17 protein-coding genes are annotated in these 20881 nt (G+C 65.9%); 10 read left to right on the top strand and 7 right to left on the bottom strand.

What is annotated here, in order from left to right; all coding sequences use genetic code 11:
* Positions 1-217 precede the first annotated feature (217 nt).
* The 6 genes from argS to K0B96_RS05280 all read left to right on the top strand — a co-directional run bounded on the left by argS (position 218) and on the right by K0B96_RS05280 (position 8676).
* Complete coding sequence (argS, locus tag K0B96_RS05305) at positions 218-1996, top strand: arginine--tRNA ligase (protein ID WP_220164636.1); 1779 nt, start codon at positions 218-220, stop codon at positions 1994-1996.
* A gap of 61 nt (positions 1997-2057) precedes the next feature.
* Positions 2058-2810, top strand: coding sequence for a DUF4339 domain-containing protein (locus K0B96_RS05300; protein WP_255558854.1), 753 nt, complete (start codon positions 2058-2060; stop codon positions 2808-2810).
* Between the two features lie 20 nt (positions 2811-2830).
* On the top strand, positions 2831-4504 hold the full coding sequence (locus K0B96_RS05295; RefSeq protein ID WP_220164632.1) for a YihY/virulence factor BrkB family protein: 1674 nt from the start codon (positions 2831-2833) through the stop codon (positions 4502-4504).
* A 176-nt stretch (positions 4505-4680) separates the two neighbouring features.
* Positions 4681-6345 (top strand): peptidyl-prolyl cis-trans isomerase, encoded by a 1665-nt coding sequence (locus tag K0B96_RS05290; protein WP_220164630.1) that lies wholly within the window; start codon positions 4681-4683, stop codon positions 6343-6345.
* 191 nt (positions 6346-6536) lie between these two features.
* The gene (locus K0B96_RS05285; RefSeq protein WP_220164628.1) at positions 6537-8087 is read left to right on the top strand and encodes a TolC family protein; all 1551 of its coding nucleotides are present in this window, start codon (positions 6537-6539) and stop codon (positions 8085-8087) included.
* 10 nt (positions 8088-8097) lie between these two features.
* Positions 8098-8676: a hypothetical protein gene (locus tag K0B96_RS05280; protein WP_220164626.1), complete on the top strand. Its 579-nt coding sequence runs from the start codon at positions 8098-8100 to the stop codon at positions 8674-8676.
* A gap of 54 nt (positions 8677-8730) precedes the next feature.
* Here the strand turns inward: K0B96_RS05280 and miaA are convergent, their stop codons facing one another.
* The 5 genes from miaA to K0B96_RS05255 all read right to left on the bottom strand — a co-directional run bounded on the left by miaA (position 8731) and on the right by K0B96_RS05255 (position 13360).
* Positions 8731-9648 carry a tRNA (adenosine(37)-N6)-dimethylallyltransferase MiaA gene (gene miaA / locus K0B96_RS05275; RefSeq protein ID WP_220164624.1) on the bottom strand — a complete coding sequence of 306 codons (918 nt, stop codon included), beginning with the start codon at positions 9646-9648 and terminating at the stop codon, positions 8731-8733.
* A complete protein-coding gene (locus K0B96_RS05270) occupies positions 9645-10553 on the bottom strand; it encodes a GGDEF domain-containing response regulator (RefSeq protein WP_220164622.1) in 909 nt (302 codons plus the stop codon). The genes miaA and K0B96_RS05270 overlap by 4 nt, the downstream gene beginning before the upstream one ends.
* 3 nt (positions 10554-10556) lie before the next feature.
* Entirely contained in the window at positions 10557-11495 is a 939-nt protein-coding gene (locus tag K0B96_RS05265) for an NAD-dependent epimerase/dehydratase family protein (protein WP_220164620.1), read from the bottom strand.
* Between the two features lie 168 nt (positions 11496-11663).
* A complete protein-coding gene (trpA, locus tag K0B96_RS05260; RefSeq protein ID WP_220164618.1) occupies positions 11664-12467 on the bottom strand; it encodes a tryptophan synthase subunit alpha in 804 nt (267 codons plus the stop codon).
* Positions 12468-12577: 110 nt separating this feature from the next.
* Entirely contained in the window at positions 12578-13360 is a 783-nt protein-coding gene (locus K0B96_RS05255) for an endonuclease/exonuclease/phosphatase family protein (protein WP_255558853.1), read from the bottom strand.
* A gap of 195 nt (positions 13361-13555) precedes the next feature.
* On the opposite strand from K0B96_RS05255, the gene K0B96_RS05250 reads away from it, so the two are divergent.
* The gene (locus tag K0B96_RS05250; protein WP_220164614.1) at positions 13556-14827 is read left to right on the top strand and encodes a DUF3142 domain-containing protein; all 1272 of its coding nucleotides are present in this window, start codon (positions 13556-13558) and stop codon (positions 14825-14827) included.
* On the top strand, positions 14808-16772 hold the full coding sequence (locus K0B96_RS05245; RefSeq protein ID WP_220164612.1) for a hypothetical protein: 1965 nt from the start codon (positions 14808-14810) through the stop codon (positions 16770-16772). The genes K0B96_RS05250 and K0B96_RS05245 overlap by 20 nt, the downstream gene beginning before the upstream one ends.
* Positions 16773-16793: 21 nt before the next feature.
* Here K0B96_RS05245 and K0B96_RS05240 read toward each other — a convergent pair whose 3' ends face one another.
* On the bottom strand, positions 16794-17501 hold the full coding sequence (locus K0B96_RS05240; protein WP_220164610.1) for an HAD family hydrolase: 708 nt from the start codon (positions 17499-17501) through the stop codon (positions 16794-16796).
* 98 nt (positions 17502-17599) lie between these two features.
* Between K0B96_RS05240 and K0B96_RS05235 the strand changes: the two genes are divergently transcribed.
* Together K0B96_RS05235 and K0B96_RS05230 are read left to right on the top strand one after the other, a co-directional pair.
* Positions 17600-19531, top strand: a complete 1932-nt coding sequence (locus K0B96_RS05235) for a multiheme c-type cytochrome (RefSeq protein ID WP_220164608.1) — start codon at positions 17600-17602, stop codon at positions 19529-19531.
* 30 nt (positions 19532-19561) lie between these two features.
* Positions 19562-20002, top strand: a complete 441-nt coding sequence (locus tag K0B96_RS05230; protein WP_220164599.1) for a hypothetical protein — start codon at positions 19562-19564, stop codon at positions 20000-20002.
* 29 nt (positions 20003-20031) lie between these two features.
* On the opposite strand, the gene K0B96_RS05225 is transcribed toward K0B96_RS05230, so the two are convergent.
* On the bottom strand, positions 20032-20865 hold the full coding sequence (locus K0B96_RS05225; RefSeq protein ID WP_220164597.1) for a purine-nucleoside phosphorylase: 834 nt from the start codon (positions 20863-20865) through the stop codon (positions 20032-20034).
* Between the last annotated feature and the right edge of the window lie 16 nt (positions 20866-20881).

The following is a 20881-nucleotide window of genomic DNA, read 5'->3' as shown; positions in this document are numbered from 1 at the left end:
GTAGATAGTGTATGCCCTTCTGCGGGCTGCCGCAGGCGGGAAAGTTTACGACCAGACCCTTGTCGGGGCAATTTGTCGAGCCAAAACTGCCCCGCCGGTTCACCCGCCGCCGCCTCCCCGCGCGCGATCAACCGGTTTTCCTGCGCGCGTTTGGCGCCCGCGGCGCCGGCCAACTCCACTCTTGCGAGCCCGCCCCTGCCGCTGGTTTCGTGCGAAGATGCACGTGACCTTCCACCTCGCCGACGACCTCGCCCACGCGCTGCACCAAGCCGCCGCCGCCGCCGGTCTCGACGCCGCGGCGTTTGCGCCCGATCTCCGCACCGCCGATCCCCGACATGGTGATTTTCAGGCCAACGGCGTGCTCGGCTATGCGAAGGCGCGCAAACTCAACCCACGCACCGTCGCCGAACAACTCATCGCCGCCCTCCCCGCGCCGATCGCCGCCGCCTTCGACGTCACCATCGCCGGCCCCGGTTTCATCAATTTTACCGCGCGCCCCGCGACCCTGCTCGCCTGGCTCCGCGCCTACCATTCGCGCGCCACCCTCGCCACCGGCGCCGCCGCGGCCCACGCCGGCCAGACGTGGGTGGTTGACTACAGTTCGCCCAACACCGCGAAGCAAATGCATGTGGGGCACCTGCGCTCTGCGGTCATCGGCGAGGCCATCTGCCGCCTCCTCGCCTTCACCGGCGCGCGGGTGATTCGCGATAACCATCTGGGCGATTGGGGCACCCAGTTCGGCAAGCTCATCTACGGCTTCAAACGCTGGGCCGATCCCGCCGCCCTCGCGCGCGAACCCATCGAGGAACTCGAACGCCTCTATAAACTCGGCAATGATGCCACGCCGGAAGGCTCGCCCGCCCTCGACGAAGCCCGCCGCGAACTCGTGGCCCTGCAAAATGGCGACCCCGCCAACGTCGCCCTCTGGAAAAAATTCTCCGATGTCTCCCTCGCCGCGTTTCAACAAATCTATGACCGGCTCGGCATCCATTTCGATCACCACTTGGGCGAGTCCTTCTACAACGACAAAGTGGACCGCGTTTACCGCGAGCTGACGGAAACCACCCCGCCGATCGCCGAGAACAGTGCCGGCGCCCTCGTCGTTTTCCACGACGAACATCCCCGCTTTAGCCGCCAGGCCGAGCGCCCCAATCCCTTCATGGTCCGCAAAGCCGATGGCGCCAGCGGCTACGCTTCCACCGACCTCGCCACCGCCCTCTACCGCGTCGAACACTTCCACGCCGATGGCATCGTCGTCGTCACCGATTTCCGCCAAGGCGATCACTTCGAGCAGTTGTTTCTCACCGTCAAAAAATGGTTCGCCGCGAAAAACTACCGCTTGCCCGAGCTGCACCATGTGACGTTTGGCGCCGTCACCGGTGAAGACGGCAAAGCCCTGAAAACCCGCGACGGCGACACCATCAAACTCAAAGCGCTCCTCGACGAAGCCGTGGACCGCGCCTTTGCCATCGTCTCGGAAAAGAACGCCGACCTCCCCGAAACCGAGCGCCGCTCCATTGCCGAGATCGTCGGCATCGGCGCCGTGCAATACGCCGACCTCTCCCAGAATCGCAGCAGCAACTACGTTTTCTCCTGGGAAAAAATGCTGGCGCTCGACGGCAACACCGCCCCCTACCTCCTCTACGCCGTCGCGCGCGTTCACTCCATTTTCCGCAAACAAAACCTCACGCCCGCCGATCCCGCCACCGAAGCGCATGCCAGCCCGCTCCACACGCCTGCGGAAATCGCCCTCGCCCGCAAACTCGTCAAATTCCCCGATGCGCTACGCCTTGCGACCGACACCCTCCGCCCCCACTTCCTCGGCCTCTATCTCTACGAACTCGCCGGCGAATTCAGCAGCTTCTACAGCGCGGACAAAGTAATCGTCGACGATCCTGCCATCCGCGCGCGCCGCCTCCTTCTCTGCGCCCGCACCCTCCTGGTGCTCGAAACCGGCCTGCACCTCCTCGGGCTGCGCACGTTGACGCGGATGTGACCGCTCGCGGGGCAATAAGGTCTTGCCGCGTTTCCGGCCCCTGCGCACAGTCCGGCACCGTATGGTCACGCAGGAATTCTACATCCGTTCCGCGGAGGAAAGTGAAGCCCGCGGACCGTTCACCCTCGAACAAATGACCTCCCTGGCCGAGACCGGCCAAGTGACGCCTGAGACGCTCTTCTACGACGCCGGCTCCGAACAATGGAGCGCCATCAAGTCCAACGCGGAACTTCAGACGCTGCTCTTCCCGGAGAAGACCAAACTGAAACTTCGCCCGCAGGAGTCGTTCAGCGCCCTGAACACCGCGCCGGCCGCGGCTGCGCCCATCACCGTCGACGATATGCTCGCCGCCGCCGAAGGTCGCACGGCCGAGACGAAGGATAAATCCGATCCCGAGATCGCCATGGCTCGCGCCGCAAAAATCGGCATGTGGTCCGCCATCGTCATCCTGCTCGTGAGCGCCGCCGGCGAAGTCCTTCCCGCGGTCGATGTCATCATGGCCTTCACGCCCGCCAAACTGTTGGCGCAGCCCCTCGTCCTCCTCGGCCTCCTCGACGCCTTGCTCGCGCTGCTGCTCATGCTCGGCATGGTGACGCTGTATCCTGTCGTCCGTTTTCGCGCCGCGCTCGGCCTCGGCTTCATCGGCTTCCTCTTTTGGGCGCACGGTCAGTCGCTGCCGATTCTCCTCGTCGCCGCGGCCTCCACCGGGCTTTTCTGCTGCACGCTTTTCGTGAGCGTCACCGCCGTCATCGTCGTCGGGCTGGTGGGTCTGGCGGGTGCCGGCGCTCTCACTTACCTGCTGCTCACGACCTGAGCGGCTTCGCCCTCCGCCGCATGTCGCGTCTGTCCACGTTCGCCACACGCACCGCCGTCCTCTTCCGCAAGGAAATCTGGCGCTCGGAAAACCTTCAGGCCGGCTCTCCTCGCGCGTGGCTCTACGCCGCGTTGCGCGTGATCTCGATCACCTTCACCGTTTTCGTGGAAACGAAAGCCGCGAGCCGCGCCGCCGCTTTGAGCTTCAGCTCTTTGCTCGGGCTCGGCCCCCTCGTCGCGCTGACCATGCTTTTGGCGGGTTTCGTCCTCGATAAAAAGGACCCCGATCTCGCCGCCAACACCCTCAGCCGCCTCATCTACTTCGTCGCGCCGCAAGTCGGCCAATACGGTAAGCTCGACGCCGCCCATGCCCACCGGCGCCGCCAAGCCAACGCCGCCCAAGCCACCGCCACGCAGCCCGCCGCTTCTGCACCCTCCGCTTCGACGCCCGCCACCCGCCCGTCACCTCCCGCCGCCACCACGACCGCGCCTTCCAACGATCAGTCCGCACCCGGCACCACCGCCACCAACACCGGACCCGATGCCACCGCGCCGCCCGCGATCGCCGACGCGTCCGACATGCAGTTGAACCCGCGGCTCGTCCGGATGATGGACAACTTCATCAACCAGGGCAGTTCCGGCAAAGCCGGCACTGTGGGTTTCTTCTCCCTGGTGCTCATCGTGCTGCTCCTGTTCAAAACCGTGGAGGACACGTTTAACGAAATCTGGGGCGTCCGCAGCGGCCGCTCCCTGTTCATGCGCGTGGTGTATTACTGGACGATTCTCACCTTGGGCGCCGTCCTCTTCTTCGCGTCGATCACCCTTCTCAGCGCCGGCGCGTTCCTCAACATCTTCAACGAGACCATCGGCCGCCTTCCGTTCTCGGAGCAGATCAACGTCGCGCTCCAGTGGTCCCTCCCCGCGTTCTCCTTTCTCCTCGTGGTGCTTTTGCTCACCATTTTCTACCGCGTGATACCGCACACCCGCGTTTACTGGCGGGCCGCCTTTGTCGGGGCGCTGATTGTTGCGTCGCTCCTGATGCTCAACAACTACCTCGCCTTCCTTTATGTGCGGCGCGTCATCCTCACCGAAAGCCTCTACGGCTCCCTCGGCTTTCCCCTCGTGGTGATGTTCGGTCTCTATATTTTTTGGCTCTACGTGCTCGTCGGCGGCCAGGTGAGCTACGCCGTGCAAAACCTCCACTTCCGCAACAGCCAGGCGGCTTGGAGCGGTCTCAACACCTCCACCCGCGAACGCCTTTCCCTCACCGTTCTGCTCGCCATCTGCCGCCGCTTCCAAGCCTGCCAGCCGCCCGTGACCGCCCCGCAGCTCGGCGAACTCATCAAAGTGCCCACGCAGATCCTCAACGAATCCATCAACCGCCTCGTCGACCTCAAATTCATCACCCCCATCCCGCCGGCCGACGACGCTCCCGCCACCGACTTCTCTTACCAGCCCGCCCGCCCCCTCAATCGCATCACGATGGGCGAATTCAAACATCGGTTCGACAACTACGGCGACGATCCCGCCGGCCCTACCATCGATCGCCTCGATCCGATCGTAAACGCCTACCACGCACACCTCGAATCGCTCTCCGCGAAGGATTTTTTCAGCAAATCGGTCGAGCAACTCCTCCAGGAAACCAAGTCCGGCGAAACCCACGCCGCGCACGGCCGCGTTCCCGCCGCCTCCTGATCTGGCCCGCCTTCAGAGACGGAGCAGCCCACCGCCCGCAGTCTCAGCCCGCGCCACCGCGAGCCGCATCCTGCCGACCGCCCCCTCACGCCGCTCGTCTTCTTCCCCCTGATCGCGCGGTCCGAATTCTCCCTTGCCACCCCCGGTGAGTGACCTAGCGTGCCCGGTTTTCTCCCATGATTTCCTGGATTCAGAGGACGTTTCAACGGCACTTCAAAATTGTTTTCCTGCTCATTCTGGCGGCGATGGCGATTCCGCTTATCGTCATCTTCACGCCCTCTTCCGGCATCGGCGGCGCCGACCGTCACTATGCGCGGCAGGAATTTTTTGGGTTAAACCTCGGCTCCCCGTCCGACCAGGCGCGCCTCATGGGTGACGCCCAGCTCAGCGTTTATCTCCAGGCCGGCGGTCCCGCCCTCGAAGGCGCGCAAATGCAGCAATACGCCCTCACCCGCTACGCCGCGCTCAACCTCGCCGACCGCTTTCACCTCCCCGCCAGCACCTCGGCCGAAGTCGCCGAACACATCAAGACTCTCCGCGCTTTCTCGGGCCAGGACGGCGAATTCGACGCCCAACGTTACGCCCGCTTCCGCGATTCGCTGAAGACCAATCCCAACCTCTCCGAAGCCGATGTCGCGCGCATCGTCGGCGACGACGTCCGCGTCCAGAAACTCCAAAAACTCCTCGCCGGCCCCGGTTATCTCCTCGCCAGCGATGTGCGTGACCAACTGGCCCGCGCCGACTCGAAATGGACTCTGGCCGTCGCCACCGCGGATTTTAAGAACTTCAATCCCACCATCACGCCGACCGACGCCGAACTCGCCAAATATTTCGCCGACAACAGCGCCCGCTACGAAATTCCGCCCCGCGTTGTGGCCTCCTACATCCAGTTCCCCAGCTCCGCTTACCTTGGCGCGGTCAACATCACCGACGCCGACGCCAAAGCCTACTTCAACCAATATCCCGGCCGCTTCCAAAAACCCGCTGGCGACGCGAAGAATCCCGCCGCGACAAAACCCGCCGAAGCCGCCGACTTCGAACTCGTCCGTCCCCAGGTCGAGACCGCGCTCAAAGCCGAACGCGCTCGCAAGCTCGCCCTCAAAGCCGCCTCGGATTTCTCTCTCGCCCTCTACGAAGGCCATGTCGCCGCCGACAGCCCGGCGCTCGCCAGCCTCGTCTCGGCCCACAAACTCGTCGTCCGCCCGCTCGCGCCCTTTACCCACGACGCCGGCCCCGCCGAGCTCGGCGGTTCGCCCGACATCGCCGACGCCGCCTTCAAACTGAACACCGATCGCTGGTTCACGGATGCCCTCGCCGTGCCTGAAGGCGCAGTCGTGTTGTTCTATCACGAGACGCAACCCACCCGCCAACCGCAGCTCGCTGAAGTCCGGGCCAAGGTCACGGCCGATTACGTCGAAAACGAAAAACGTCAGCGCTTCGCCCAGCTCGGCCGCGCCCTGCAGAGCGCCGTCGCCGCCCGCCTCAAGGCCGGTGATACGTTCGAAAAAGCCGTCGCCGCCAGCTCGAGCGCGCTCAAAGTCGAGACCAAGCAACTGGCGCCTTTCACCCTCCGCGACCGCCCTTCGGACCTCGACTATTCCGTGCTGATGTCGCTCGACCGCCTCTCCAAAGGCCAGTTGTCCGATGTCTCCGTTAATGGCGACAAAGCCACGCTCGTTTACGTCGTCGACAAACAAGTGCCCGATCTCGCCGAGAATTCTCCTGCCTTCACGGCCGCCCGCGAGCAAATCGCCCAGGCCAACTCCGGCTTCGATGCCAGCGCGTTTCTCGACGAAGTCGTCGAACGCGAACTCGCCCGCACCGCGCCGAAGGCCCAGTGATGTCCCGCGCGGCCTGACCGCTCATCCTCGCGCGTCAACCGCCTGCCACGTTGCGCTCGCCCCCACCGGCCGCCCGAGAAATTCTGCCTCCGCATGACATTTCCGGCCCGCGTGGAAACCTTCGCTGTTGGTTCTCGTCTCCATCGCCACTGCGTGCGCGCCGTGGATCACGTTGCTTTTCTCGTAACTTTATGTCCCGGCGCCGTGTTCTCCTCCGTCACCTCCTCTCCCGCTCCATGATTCGCTCCCTTTCCCGCGCCTCCCTGCTCGCTGTCGCTTTCGCCGTCGCGCCCGTGTTTCTCGGTGCGGCCGAAGCGCCCGACCCGGCCTCCATCGCCGCCCCTTCCGGCCCGGCCCTGACGCTGCAGGAGTGTATCGCCCGCGCGCTGCAAAAAAACTTCAGCCTGCGCATCCAGACCTTTTCCACCGCCAACGCCCGCGAATCGCTGATCATCGCCGGCAGCGATTTCGACCCCACGTTCAACGCCAGCATCGCGCGCTCGCACGTCGAGGATCCCATCACCGGCTCGCGCCCCGGCGCCTCCGGCAATCTCGATGCGACGAACTCCCGCATCGGCGTTTCCCAACGCGTGGTCACCGGCGCCACGGTCGACGTCACATCCAACCTCGATCGCTCGTCCAACAACCCCGCGTTCTCCTCGCTCAACCCGGCCTACAACAGCGATGTCTCCATCGCCGTCACCCAACCGCTCTTGCGCGGCGCCGGCATCGGCGTCAACCGCGCCAACATCGAGCGCGCCAAACTCGGTGTCACCATCGCCAAACTCGATTACAAAGGCAGCGTCCTCCAAGTCGTCCGCGATACCGAGGTCGCCTATTACAATCTCGCCTTCGCCCGCGAACAGCTCGCCGTCCGCCGCTTCTCGCTGCAGCTCGCGCAAACCCTCCTCGATGAAAACACCGCCAAGCGCAACACCGGCGTCGCCACCGACCTCGATGTCATGACCGCGCGCGTCGGCGTCGCCACCGCGCAAAACAACGTCGTCCTCGCGCAGCAACAAGAGCGCAACGGCCAGGACGCCCTCCTCGCCCTCATCGGCCAGTTCGAATTCGGCACCGACCTTGGCGCCGTCAGTTTTACCGACGCCCACGACAGCGTGCCCTCGACCGAGGAATCCTTCCGCCTCGCGAAGCTCAACCAGCCCGATTACGTCGCCACCGAAAACACCATCAAGCAGCTCGAACTCGACGTGAAGGTCGCCCAGAACGGCCGGCTCCCGACCCTCAACGTCGATGGCGCCCTCGGCCTCAACGGCAGCGATCGCTCGTTCGGCAGCACCTACGACCGGCTCGCCAGCACCGACCGCTACAACTGGCAGCTTGGTCTCTCCGTCAGCGTGCCGTGGGGCCTCCGCGGCGACCGTGCCCGTTACCGCACTTCCCTGAACACGCTGCACGAATACCAGGCCCGCCTCCAGCAATTGGAGCAAAGTCTCCTCGTCCAGGTGCGCAGCGACGTCCGCGCCGTCGATACCAACCTCCAAAGCGTCCAGATCTCCGCGCAAGGCACCGAGCTCGCCCAACGCCAATACGATCTGCAGAAAGCCCGCTTCGACGCCGGCCTCGCCACCAGCCGCGACGTCCTGCAGGCGCAAAACGATTTGGAAAACGCCCGCGTCAACGAGCTCCAGGCCAAGGTCAACCTTCGCGCCGCCGTCGCCGAGCTCCACCGTCTCGAAGGCAGCTCGCTCGACACCTATAACATTTCGCTCGCCGACTAAGACCGTCCGGGTGAGCTCCGATTCCAGTCTTTCCCGCGTCGGCCTGCGCCTGGCCCTCTGGGTTTGGTTTCTCGCCGCGCTTCTCGCCGGCGCCCTCGGCTTCGTTGCGCGCCTCCCCGACTTCGGCGTGCCCGTCCTGATCGCCGTGCTCACCGCTCTCACGCTCCTCGTTGCGCAACGCGTGCCCGCGGCGCGCGCGCTCCTCGATGCGACCGACGTCCGCACGCTCGTCGCGCTGCACCTCGTGCGTTTCGTCGGCGTTTATCTGCTCTTTCTCCACGCTCGTGGAATGCTGCCCTACGCCTTCGCCGTCCCGGCCGGCATCGGCGATATTGTCGTCGCCGCCGCCGCGCTCTTACTGCTGGTCATGCCGCTTGCGCCCGCCCGCCGCGACCGCGCGCTCGCGATTTGGAACACCCTCGGCCTCGTCGACCTGGTGCTTGTCGTCGTCACCGCGGCCCGTCTGAGCCACGCCCAGCCCGCCAGCATGCGCGCCCTGACGCTCCTCCCGCTCAGCCTCCTGCCCACTTTCCTGGTTCCGCTCCTCCTCGCCACGCACGTCATTCTCTACCGCCGCCTGAAAACGTAGCCGGCACCGCGGGCGCATCTCCTCGTCCGTGACGCTCATCGTCACGCCCGCCCCTTATTCGTCGAACAACGTCTCGACTCTCGCTTCATCTGCGCGCACCGCGCGATGTGCCGGCAACTGCGTGCGAAACCAAGTGCGCTGCTTTTTCACCAGCGCGCGCGTATTTTTGGCCACCGCCTCCGCCAGCACTCGCTCATCCGGTTTCTCGCTCTCCAAATAATCCAACGTCTCGCGATAACCGATCGCCCGCGCGGCGCTCGCGTTCTGCTCGAGACCTTTGGCTCGCAATGCCCGCACTTCCGCCACCAGCCCCGCCGCGAGCATCGCCTCCACTCGCCGCGCGATCCGCGCTTCCAAGTCCGCCGGTTCGCGCGTGAGTTGCACGAGCTCCACCCGCCACGGCGCAAACGGCCCCGGCTGCGCCCGAAAGGCCGCCGCCAACTCCGCGACCGTCCGCCCGGTCGCCAGACAGCGCTCCAGCGCTCGCGCGACGCGCCGCGGATTCGCCACGTCCAGCCCACCGAGCCCCGCCGGATTCAGCCGCCGCAGCGCGTCTTGCGCCTCCGCCTCGGTCATTGTTGCCACCCGCTCCCGAATTTCCGACGGCACCGCCACGTCGTCGTTCACCGCCGAGAAAAACGCCTTGAGATAAAATCCGCTGCCGCCTGTCACCAGCACGCGTTTCCCGCGCCGCTCAATCTCCTCCACCGCCGCCCGCGCCAGCGTCACGTAACGGCTCACGTTCATCTGCTCCGCCACCTCGCAAACGTCGATCAAATGATGCGGCACCCGCGCCCGCTCTGCGGCCGTCGGCTTCGCCGTGCCAATGTCCAACCCGCGGTAAAACAACAACGAGTCGCACGACACGATTTCCGCCCCCGCCCGCTCCGCCCACGCGAGCGCCAGCTCCGTCTTGCCGACCGCCGTGCAGCCCGTCAGCACCCGCAACGTCCCTCGGCCGCCCGCGTTCACGCGTGCTCCGCCAGCATGGCGCGCGCCCGCCCCGCCCGCTTGGCCCGGTAAAGCGCCCGATCCGCCGCCTCCATCAAGGGACCCGTTTCGCTCGCGTGCACCGGCAGCGACGCCGCCCCCGCGCTCACCGTCAGTTCAATCCTGATCCCGCCCGTGACCTCGAAGGGTGCCGCCGCCACCGCCGCGAGCAAATCTTCCGCCGCCGCGAGCGTGCCCGCCACATCGGTCTCCGGCAGCAACACCGCCAGTTCCTCGCCGCCGATCCGCGCGCAGCGATCCACCGCTCGCACCCGCTCCCGGATGCGCCGCGCCACCTCCCGCAACACCGCATCGCCCGCCGCGTGCCCGTGCGTATCGTTCACCGCCTTGAAGTGGTCGATGTCGATCAGCACGAGTCCGAACGACCGGTCAAACCGCCGCGCCCGCTCCTCTTCTTCGCGCACCACCCGCGTGAACTCCCGCCGGTTCAGCAAACCCGTCAACTCGTCCCGCGTCGCCAGCCGGCGCAGCGCCTCCATCGTCTCACCCACCTTCAACGCATAACGCAACGCCCGCCCCAGCGCGCGCGGCGTCAGCTCGCGTTTCTCTAAATAATCCAGCGCACCCGCGTTCATCGCCTCGATATCCACCGCCGACGACGACTCCGCCGTCAGAAAAATGATCGGCGTGCGACACTCCGCGGCCACCGCCTCGCGCAAAAGCTGCAACCCGTCACGCTCACCCAACTGGTAGTCCAGCAAACACGCCGCGAAGCCGTTCGACGTCAGCTTTTTCAACCCTTCCTCATACGTGCCCGCGCACGTCAGGACAAAACCCGCGCGGTCCACCGCCCGCAATTGCTGCTCGACGATCCGCCACTGCAAGCGGTCGTCATCGATCAACAAAACCTTGCGCGCCTCGGTCATCGCTCACGCGCCCCTGCGAATCAACTCCGCCAAGCCATCCGCCACCGGCACGTCCGCGCGAAAATCCATTTCCGCCGCCGCCCGCGTCGCCTCGCCGAGCGAATGCACGATATCTCCCGCTCGCGCCGGTTCATGCCGCGGCGCCCCCGCTTGCGGATAATGCGCCGCGAACACCCGCGCCACATCGAGCAGCGACGTCGCCCGCCCCGTGCAAATGTTGACCACGCCCGAGGCCAGCCCCGCCCGCGTCGCCGCCCGCACATTCGCCCGCGCCACGTCGTGCACCGAAATAAAATCCCGCGTCTGTTGCCCATCGCCGAAAATCGTCACCGCTGCGCCTTCGCGAAACCGCCGGTCGAAAATCGAAATCACCCCCGAATACGGCGACGCCGGATCCTGCCGCGGACCGAAGACATTGAAATACCGGTGGCAACGCGCCGTGAACCCGTAACTCGCCGCATGCCCGAGCAGCAATGCCTCCGACGCAAGCTTCGCCGCCCCATACGGACTGATCGGCCGCTTCTCCGCGTCCTCGCGCAATGGCAACGTCGTCGCATCGCCATACACCGCGGCGGACGATGCAAACACCACGCGTTTCACTCCATGTCGCCGCGCCGCCTCGCCCACGAGCTGCGTCGCCAGAACGTTGAGCGAAAAATTCAGCGCCGGATCCGCGATGCTTTCCTGCACGCTCACCAGCGCCGCGAGATGGATGATGGCCTCCGGCCGCGCTTCCTCCACGACCGCGTCGAGCACCCCCGCCGCCGCCACGTCCGCCTCCACGAATTGAAACGCCCCCGACCGCAGCGCCTCCGCCAGATTCGCCGCCTTCCCGGTCCGAAAATTGTCCACGCCGACGACCTTATGTCCGGCCGCGAGCAATTGGTCCGTCGTATGGCTCCCAATAAAACCCGCCGCGCCCGTGACTAGAATCGTCGCCATATGGCGCAATCAGTGAATTTTTCGCCCGTCGACCGCAAGGCCGCACATCGGCCGAGTGCGCCGACCGCATTGCATCCGCATTCTGTGGTCGGGCTGCACTGACCCCGCATCGCATAGCACGTTCTGTGGTCGGGGCGCCCTCACCCCGCATCGCGGAGCAGGGACACCTCAGCGCTGCGTCCCCGCCGAAAGCTCCGCTGCGACGGCACCTATCCGCGCCGCGATCTGCTCGCGCGCGTTCACATGATCGCGGATCACATTCACCAGCGCACTTCCCACCACCACGCCATCCGCCTGCGCCGCCACTTGCGCCACCTGCGCCCGTGTCGAAATGCCAAACCCCACCACCACCGGCAGCTTCGTCGCCGCCTTGATCCGCGCCATCGCCTCCGGAATGCCTTGCGCCGCTTCCGTGCGCACCCCGGTGACACCCTCGCGCGACACATAGTAAATAAAGCCCGTCGCCGCCGCCGCGATGACCGGCAGCCGCGTTTCCGGCGTGGTCGGCGCCACGATGAAAACCGTTTCGAGCCCATGCGCGCGACAGGCCGCACTTAACTCGCCCGCTTCTTCCGGTGGCAGATCCAGCGTCAGCAGTCCGTCCAAGCCCGCCGCTTTCGCCTCGCGCACGTAGTCGTCCACGCCATTTGCGAACACCAGGTTGTAATACGTGTAAAACACGATCGGCACCGCGGCGAATTCCGCCCGCAACCGCCGCACAAGCTCAAACACCTTCGCCCGGTTCATGCCCGCAGCGAGCGCCCGCTGCGCCGCCAGTTGATTGGTCAACCCGTCCGCCAGCGGATCGGAAAACGGCACGCCCAGCTCCAGCAAATCCACCCCGTTGCGCAACACCGCCCGGCACGCCTCCAGCGACGTCTCAAAATCAGGATCGCCCGCGCACAAGTAAGCGACAAACGCGGCGCGGTTCTGCGCCTTCACCCGGGCAAATGTTTCAGCAATACGCGACATGCCCTCTCACCCAACACACCGCCCCGCCTCCCCGCAAATCTTTCTCTTCCCGCTTTGTCTTTCTCTTTCCCCCGCTGCCCTCTCGTTCGCGTTCCTCCTCACCGCGCGCCTCACTCGGCTTTCGCCGCGCGCGCATCCGCCACCTGGAAATCGACCACCACCGGGCGGTGGTCCGACAACCACGCGCGCACAATCTCGCACGACGACTCGCAGCACGCCGGCGGCAGGAAAATAAAGTCCAGCGTCCGCCCCGGCAGCGGCGACGGAAACGTCCGCCCCGTCATCGGATGCAGCGCATAATCGCCAAACTCCGCCCGCAGGTGCGCCCACAGTTTCTCCGTCGCCCCCGACCCACCTCGCGGATTATTGAAATCCCCGCACACGATCGGCGGCGACAACCAGCGAGGATGGTGCTCGCGATGCTTCACCCCGAGCCATTCCCACAACTTTTCCACCTGTGCATGCCGCTGCACGCGCGACCCGTGATGCAAGTGAAGGTTGATCACCGGCAGCATCCGCCCGTGGTAATCGATCTCCGCAAAGAGAAACCCTTTTTCACCCACCGTCCGTTGCCCGAACACGATGTTTTCCGACGCCTTGATCGGATGCCGCGATAAAATCGCGTTGCCGTAACTGAGGTTAAAAAGCCCCGCGCGCCGCGTGTTGATGCCAAACACCCCATGCGGAATTCCCGCTTCCTCGCGCAGAAATTCCAAGTGATCGAAATTCCCCGACCACCGCGACCGCTCATCGATCTCCTGCAACGCCACCACATCCGGCTTCAACTCGCGCAATAACGCCCCGATCCGCCGCAGGTTCGCCAGCACCTTCCGCCGCGAACTCAGCCCCTGAATCGGCGACAATCCCCGCCCGTGAGCGATGTTGAACGTCATGATCCGGAACCGCTGCATTACCGTCCACGATGCGCACTCCCGCCACCGACACAAGCGACCGCAAACATCCGTCCCCGAAGTTCAGCCCCTCTGTGCGCCCCGGACTTCCGACGCTCTCGCGGAACCACACCGCGTTGTGAGTAAGTTTTCTGCTTCGCACTTGTTGCGCGCGGTCGCGCATCACTCACTCGCCGCGTGCGCCTCCCGCTCGTGTTTTTTCTCGGCGCGCTGGCGGTTGCCTGCGGCCTTGCGACGAGTTGCCGACCGGCGCCGCCAGCGTCGTCCGCTCCACTCCGCTCGTCCGCCTACGTCTGGCAACGCGTCCATTCGCCCGCCGTCGCCGCCGCGGTGACCGCCCACGCACCCGATTTCTCCCGCCTCGTCGTGCTCGCCGCCGAAATCGACTGGCGAGGCGACACCCCCGTCATCACGCGCATCAACCTGGATTACTCCACCCTCGCGACCGTCCCCTCGCTCGGCCTCGCGCTCCGCATCCGCGGCTATCACGGATCGTTTCTCGCCGACGCTCCCGCTGCGCAATCAATCCTCACGCTCGCCCGATCGCTTCTCGACGATGCGCGCGCAGTTGGCCTCGCCCCCGCGGAACTTCAACTCGATTTCGACGCCGGCGAACGCCAGCTCGGCGGCTATCGCCAGTGGCTGCAAACCGTGCGCGACGCGCACCTCGGCACCGCGCTCACGTTCACCGCCTTGCCTGCGTGGCTCGCGCAGCTCGACGATTTCTCCGCTCTCGCTCACTCCGCTGACGGCTTCGTTCTCCAAGTTCACTCGCTCAGCCGTCCCGGCTCCGCCCAAGGCGATCTACCGCCGTTGTGCGATCCGGTCGCGGCGCGCCGTGCCGTTCTCCGTGCCGCGCGCGTCAACGTCCCTTTCCGCGTCGCGCTTCCCACTTACGGCTACGCAGTCGCGACCACGCCCGACGGCAAATTCGTCGGACTCTCAGCCGAAGGCCCGGCCCCCGATTGGCCGGCCAACGTCGTGGTGCGTGAACTGCGCGCCGATCCCACCGCCCTCGCCGCGCTCGTCGCCGATTGGACCACGCGCCACCCGGCTTCGCTCACCGGCATCATCTGGTATCGCCTGCCCGTCGCAGGCGATCAACGCAACTGGCGCTGGCCCACCCTCCGCGCCGTGATGGCGGGCCGCGCGCCGCTGGCGCAGCTCTCCCTCGAAACGCATTTCTCCGCCGACGGCTTGCTCGAACTCAGCGCCACCAACACCGGCGACGACGATTTCGCCGCGCCTGTTCACGCCACGCTCGCCTGGACCGGGGCGCAACGCCTCGCCGCCGACGCCCTGCCGCCGGCTCATCTTGCCCACGAAACCCCCGCCTCTCTCGTGTGGCAGGCGCCGGCGCTCGCGCTCGCCCCCGGCGAACGCCGCTCTCTCGGCTGGGTCCGCTTTTCCTCTCCGCCCACCTCCGTCCATGTTTCCTCTCGTCCCTAAAACGTTGCTCCTCGCGCTCGGCCTCCCCGTCGCTGCGCTCGCCTGCGGTCCGTATTTTCCCGATACCATCATCAACCAAGGCGACGCCGGCCTCCTCTCCACGCCGTCGCTCCGCTTCGAGTCCGCCCTCGCGCGCGCCGCGCTGCCCAAGCCCGAGTTCACCGCGTCGCCTCCCGCCAGTGACGACACGTCCTCCTCCGATGTCCTGACGGCTGAACTGCAGGATCTCGCCGCCACCGGCGCCTCGCCCGCGGTGCTCCGGCGTTACACCGCCCGGCGCATGGAAATGTTTCAACACCGCGACCGCGCGTGGAGTCCTTTGTGGTCCACGGCCGATCCGGAGCACCCGTTCGCCGAGCTTCCGCGCGAATTCTCTCTCTACCTCGACGGCGCGCTCGCGTTTCACGAGGGCCGTGCTCGCGACGCCCGCGAGGCATTCCTCGCCGTCCTCGCTCTTCCCGTCAAACAGCGGCCGTTCAAAACCGTTTGGGCGGCGTTCATGCTGGGTCGCCTCGCGGCCGCCGCCGGCGAACGCAGCGAAGCGCTGGCGCGTTTCGCGCAAACCCGTGAATTCGTCCGCCAAGGATTCATCGACCGCGCCGGCCTCGCGGCCGCCAGTCTCGGCGAAGAGGCAAAAGTGCATTTCCTCGCGGCCGAATGGCTTCCCGCGGCCCGGCTCTATCTCGCCCATTACGCGAGCGGTCACCCGAGTGCGCTCAACTCCCTGCGTTTCACCGCCGCGGCCGCGCTCGCCGATCGCTCGCCGGCCGTGCTGGCCAACTTCGCCGCCGATCCCGCCACGCGCGGCCTCATCACCGCGAGCCTGCTTGAGTGCGGCCGCTCGGTGTGCTCCACCAGCCAGGCTGGCCCGCTCAACGGCGACCCTGACTCCGATGGCGCGCACCGCTGGCTCGGCGCCTTGGAAAACGCTCACGTCGCCTCCGCCACCGAAGCCAGCCGCTTCGCGCTCACCGCTTACAACGCCGCCGATTACACCGCCTGCGCCCGCTGGCTTGCCTTGGCTCCGGCCGATGCGCCGGACGCCCGCTGGCTCCGCGCCAAACTCGCGCTGCGCGACGGCCGCATCGACCAGGCCACCGCGCTGCTTGCCGCGCTCGTGCACGAAGACGCCCGCGTGTTCGACGATGCCGCCGGCACCCGCACCCTCGCCGGCGAATTCGCCACGCTCTGCGTCGCCCGCCGCGACTACACCGAGGCCCTCCGCCTCCTGCTGCACGCCGGCTATTGGGAAGACGCCGCCTATATCGCCGAACGCGTGCTTACGCTCGACGAATTGGTCGCGTTCGTGTCCGCCCTGCCTTCGCCAGCCAACTCGTCCGGCGACGCCGATTTCACGTCATCGCTGCATTCGCTCCTCGGCCGCCGTCTCGTGCGCGTCGACCGCTTCGCCGAAGCGCGCGCCTATCTCAGCCCCGATTGCGCCCGCGAACTCGCGCAGTTCGAACTCGCCCTCGCCGCCGGCCACGACTCCGCCCGCCCCGCCACGGCGCGCGGGCTCGCGCTCTGGCGCGCCGCCACGATTCTCCGCACCCACGGCCTTGAGTTGCGCGGCACCGAACTCGCGCCCGACTTCGCCATCTGGGATGGCAATTTCAACGGCGAGAGCTTCCTCGCCACGCGCAACGCCGCCGGCGGCGCCTCGCTTCCGTCCGACGACGAAGCCGCCCGCGCTCTCGCGTCTGACACCCGCCCGCAGCGGCGTTATCACTATCGTTATCGCGCCGCCGATCTCGCGTGGGAGGCCGCCCAACTCTTGCCCGACAACTCCGCCGAACTCGCCGCTCTTCTCGAGGAAGCCGGCGGTTGGTTGAACGCCCGCGATCCGCTCGCCGCCGACCGTTTCTACAAGGCGCTCGTCACACGTTGCGCGGACACCGACGCCGGTCGCGAAGCGCGCCGCAACCATTGGTTTCCCCGCACCTGATCGATCCCGCGCGCCGCCGTCTCAAGTCGGCCACTGCGTGATCGCCGCCGGCAATTCACGGATGTGCTCCAATTGGCGAAAACGCCCATTCGCCGCCGGCGCCGTCTCCACCCGCTCCGCGGCCCACGTCAGATGATACGGGATGTGCGCGCCGGCGCCGCCGAGCGCGAGCACCGGCAGGATGTCCGACTTCAACGAGTTTCCGATCATCACGAAATGCTCCGGCGCGACCGCGTGCCGTCGCAGCACCGCGGCATAGGTCGCCTCATCCTTTTCCGATAAAATCTCCACCGCCGCGAAATTCTCCGCCAGTCCGGACTTCGCCAGTTTGCGCTCCTGATCCCGCAGATCGCCTTTCGTGATCAACAACAGCCGATACTCCGCCGCAAGCGCCGCGACCGTCTCCGCCACGCCCTCCAGCAACTCCACGGGATGCGCCAGCATCTCCCGCCCCGACTCGATCAGTTGCTGAATTTCCGCAGCCGGAATCTTTCCGTCCGTCAACGCAATCGCCGTCTCCACCGCGGACAACGTGAACCCTTTCACCCCATAGCCGTAGAGTTCGAGGTTGCGCATCTCCGTCGCAAACAACGTGCGGTCCACCGTCTCCGTGTCGTGATAACGCCCCAGCAGCGCCCGGTAACGCTCATGCACCGCCTCGAAGATCGTTTCGTTGTGCCACAGCGTATCGTCGGCATCGAAGCCCAGCGTCAATTTGGGAGCGCCCATGCCGCACTGTCACGCCGCCGCCGCGCGCACTTCAAGTCTGCTCCGCCGCCGGTGCAAAAAGGCTTCACTCCGTCGCCGCACCCGCTTCTTTCAACGCCGTGTCCAGTTCACCGTCGCCCGCCCCTCATTCTGGCTTTCGACGTTTCTTCTCGTCGTGGTCCGGGCGGCTCGTGCTGATCGGCGGTCTCTGGCTCGCTGTTGTTGTCGTCTTCACCGTCCAGGCCGGCTTGCGCAACGACGGCCCTCCCGCGAACCGCCCCATCAAGACGCTCGCCTCCGACTACGTTTCCTCCGACTCCTGCCGCTCGTGCCACCCCGGTAATTACGCGAGCTGGCACGCCTCGTATCACCGCACGATGACGCAGGTCGCCAACCGCCAGACCGTCCCGCCTGGCATGGATGGGCTCGACCTTTCCTACGCGGGCAAAGACTTCCACGTGGACCGCGACGGTGAGAACTTCTTCGTGCGTTCGAAACCCACCGGCGCACCCGCCTCCGCCTTTGGCAAACCTCAGCAGATCGTGATGCTCACCGGTTCGCATCATCTGCAAATCCTTTGGCTCGAAACCGGCGAGAAGCGCACCCTCGGCCAGTTTCCCCTCGCCTACATGGTCGAGGATAAACGTTGGACGCCTGTTCAACACACCTTCCTCGTCCCGCCCGATCGCGAGGAAGCGTTGTATTCCCAAGGCGACTGGAACGTCTCGTGCATGAACTGCCACGTCACCCAAGGCCGTTCCCTGCCGCTCGCCGACGGCAAATTTGATTCGCGCGCCGTCGATTTCGGCATCGCCTGCGAAGCCTGCCACGCCGGCGGCCGCGAACACATCGAAGCCAACCGCAACCCCCTTCGCCGCTTCACCCTTCACTTGCTCGGCGGCGCCGACTCCACCATCGCGAATCCGGCGCGCATGACCGGCCCGGAGTCGTCGCTCGTCTGCGGTCAGTGTCACAGCATCTGGGTTTATAAAAACCCCGCCGATCATCGCACGTGGAACGAATCCGGCAGCAAATACCGGCCCGGCCAGAAGGACCTCGATTTGCGCTGGGTCGCGCAGCCGCACGGCGATGATCACGCCGCCGAACGAGCCGCTCTCAACCAGACCGACGCCCACTTCTTCGCGGACCAGTTCTGGCCCGACGGCATGGTGCGCGTCATCGGCCGCGAGCTCAACGCCCTCATGGCCTCGCCATGCTACAAGGGCCAGCACTACTCCTGCATTTCCTGCCACGAGATGCATCCGGCGAAGACCGACGCCGCCTCCCTCGCCAACTGGGCCGACACCAGCCAGAAGAAACCCGGCGCCGATACCAACCACGCCTGCGTCCAGTGCCACCGCGAAAAAACCACCGAGGCCGCCCTCGTCGCTCACACCCACCACGCCGCCAGTTCAGAAGGCAGCAATTGTTACAACTGCCACATGCCGAAAACAATTTACGGCCTGCTCAAAGCAACGCGCAGTCACCAGATCTCTTCGCCCACCGCCGCTGAAACCGCCGAAATCGGTCGCCCCAACGCCTGCAATCTCTGCCACCTTAACCAAACCCTCGCGTGGACCGCCGACAAACTTTCGCAGTGGTATGGTCAGCCCGTGCCCACGTTGACCGCAGAGGATCATCAGATCGCCACCGGCGTCCAATGGGTCCTCAAGGGCGACGCCCGCCAGCGCGCCATCGCGGTCCTCGCCATGGGTTGGGCGCCCGCGCAACAGGCCTCCGGTCGCGACTGGCTCTATCCCTTTGCCATCTTCGAACTCAACGACCCTTACGCCGTCGTCCGCTACGGCGCCTGGAAAACCCTGCAATCCCTTCCCGGCTTCGAGGGCTTCAAGTTCGATTACGTCGCTGACGACGCCACGCAAAAGGAGTCCGTCACTGAAGCCTACCGCCAATGGTGGTTCAAGGTCCGCGGCCCCAACTCGCTTTATCCTCCGGAAACCATTCTCGATCCGACCGGCATGTTCCGCCAGGACGTCTTCGACCGCCTCCTCAACCTGCGCGATCAACGCAAAGTTTTCATCGCCGAATAACCGCCGCCGCCTCGCCCGCTCTCGCTCCCCATGAATTTCTCCGACCGACATCTCCGCTTTGGCTGGTGGTCCCTCTTCAGCTTTCTCGCCCTCGGCGTCGTCCTCGAGACGCTGCACGGTTTCAAAATCGGCTGGTATCTCGACGTGAGCAACGAGATGCGCCGGCTCATGTTCACGCTCGCGCATGCCCACGGCACGCTCTTCGCCGTGGTCAACATTGCCGTCGCCCTCACGCTCCGCACCGTCGCCGGCATCAATTTCACCCGCGCCGCCTCGCTCTCGCTCCTCTGGGGCAGCGTCCTTTTGCCGATCGGCTTTCTGCTCGGCGGCGTGACTGTGCACGAAGGCGATCCAGGCCTTGGTGTAGTCCTGGTCCCCATCGGCGCGCTGCTGCTGCTGTTCGGCGTCGGCTCGTTCGCCCACGCCGTCAGCCAGGCCGGTCGTGCAACCGCGAAGCCGGTGAAACGCTGATCGCCGCGCGGCCTGCGCGGCGCCGGTCCTTACAGCACCTTCACCGCCGCCAACACCAGACGCTCGAAGTCGCCCGCGCCGTGCGCGGCGTTTTTGAGCGTGTGCGCGTGCGAGAGTTTTTCATCCGACAGGCCCGCGCCCATGTTCGTGATGCACGACACGCCCACGACTTTCAGCCCGCAGTGCCGCGCGATCAGACACTCGGGCACGCTCGACATCCCCACCGCATCCGCGCCCCAGCCCTGCGCCATGCGGATCTCCGCGGGCGTCTCAAACGTCGGCCCGCGAAACGCCACATAGACGCCCTCGTGCAACGTGATCCCCTGCTCACACGCCACCGCCTTCACGCGCGCGGCGAGTTCAGGATCCCACGCGTCCGTCACCGGTGTGAACCGCGGACCAAACGCTTCATCATTCGGCCCCGTGAGCGGATTGAGTCCGAGAAAATTGATGTGATCCGTGATGAGCATGAGTTCGCTCACCTTGATGTGAGCGCGCAGGCTGCCGGCCGCATTGGATAGAAAAAGCGTCTCCGCCCCCGCCGCCTTCACCGCCCGCACCATCGTGCGCAACGGATACGGATCGTTCGTCTCGTAGAAATGCTTCCGCCCGTTGAGCACGATGACCGGCACCCCATTGAGTCGGCCGATCGAGAGCGTGCCTGCGTGCCCCGCCACCGTCGGCACGGGGAAGCCTGGCAGTTCGCGATACGGAATCGACACCGCCGCCTCGACCCTCGCCGCCAGTCCGCCCAACCCCGAGCCCAGCACGAGGGCGAGTTTCGGCGCGAGGGTGCCTGCCGCCGCGCGAATTTTCTCCGCGCTCGCGCGGACGTTGTCCTCATGCGTCTGCTGTTCGGTCATGCGTCGAGCTTTACGC

The organism is Horticoccus luteus (assembly GCF_019464535.1).
Taxonomy (GTDB): Bacteria; Verrucomicrobiota; Verrucomicrobiia; order Opitutales; family Opitutaceae; genus Horticoccus; species Horticoccus luteus.
The sequence above is the reverse complement of the archived record's forward strand: the minus strand, read 5'-3'. Positions and strand labels throughout refer to the sequence as shown.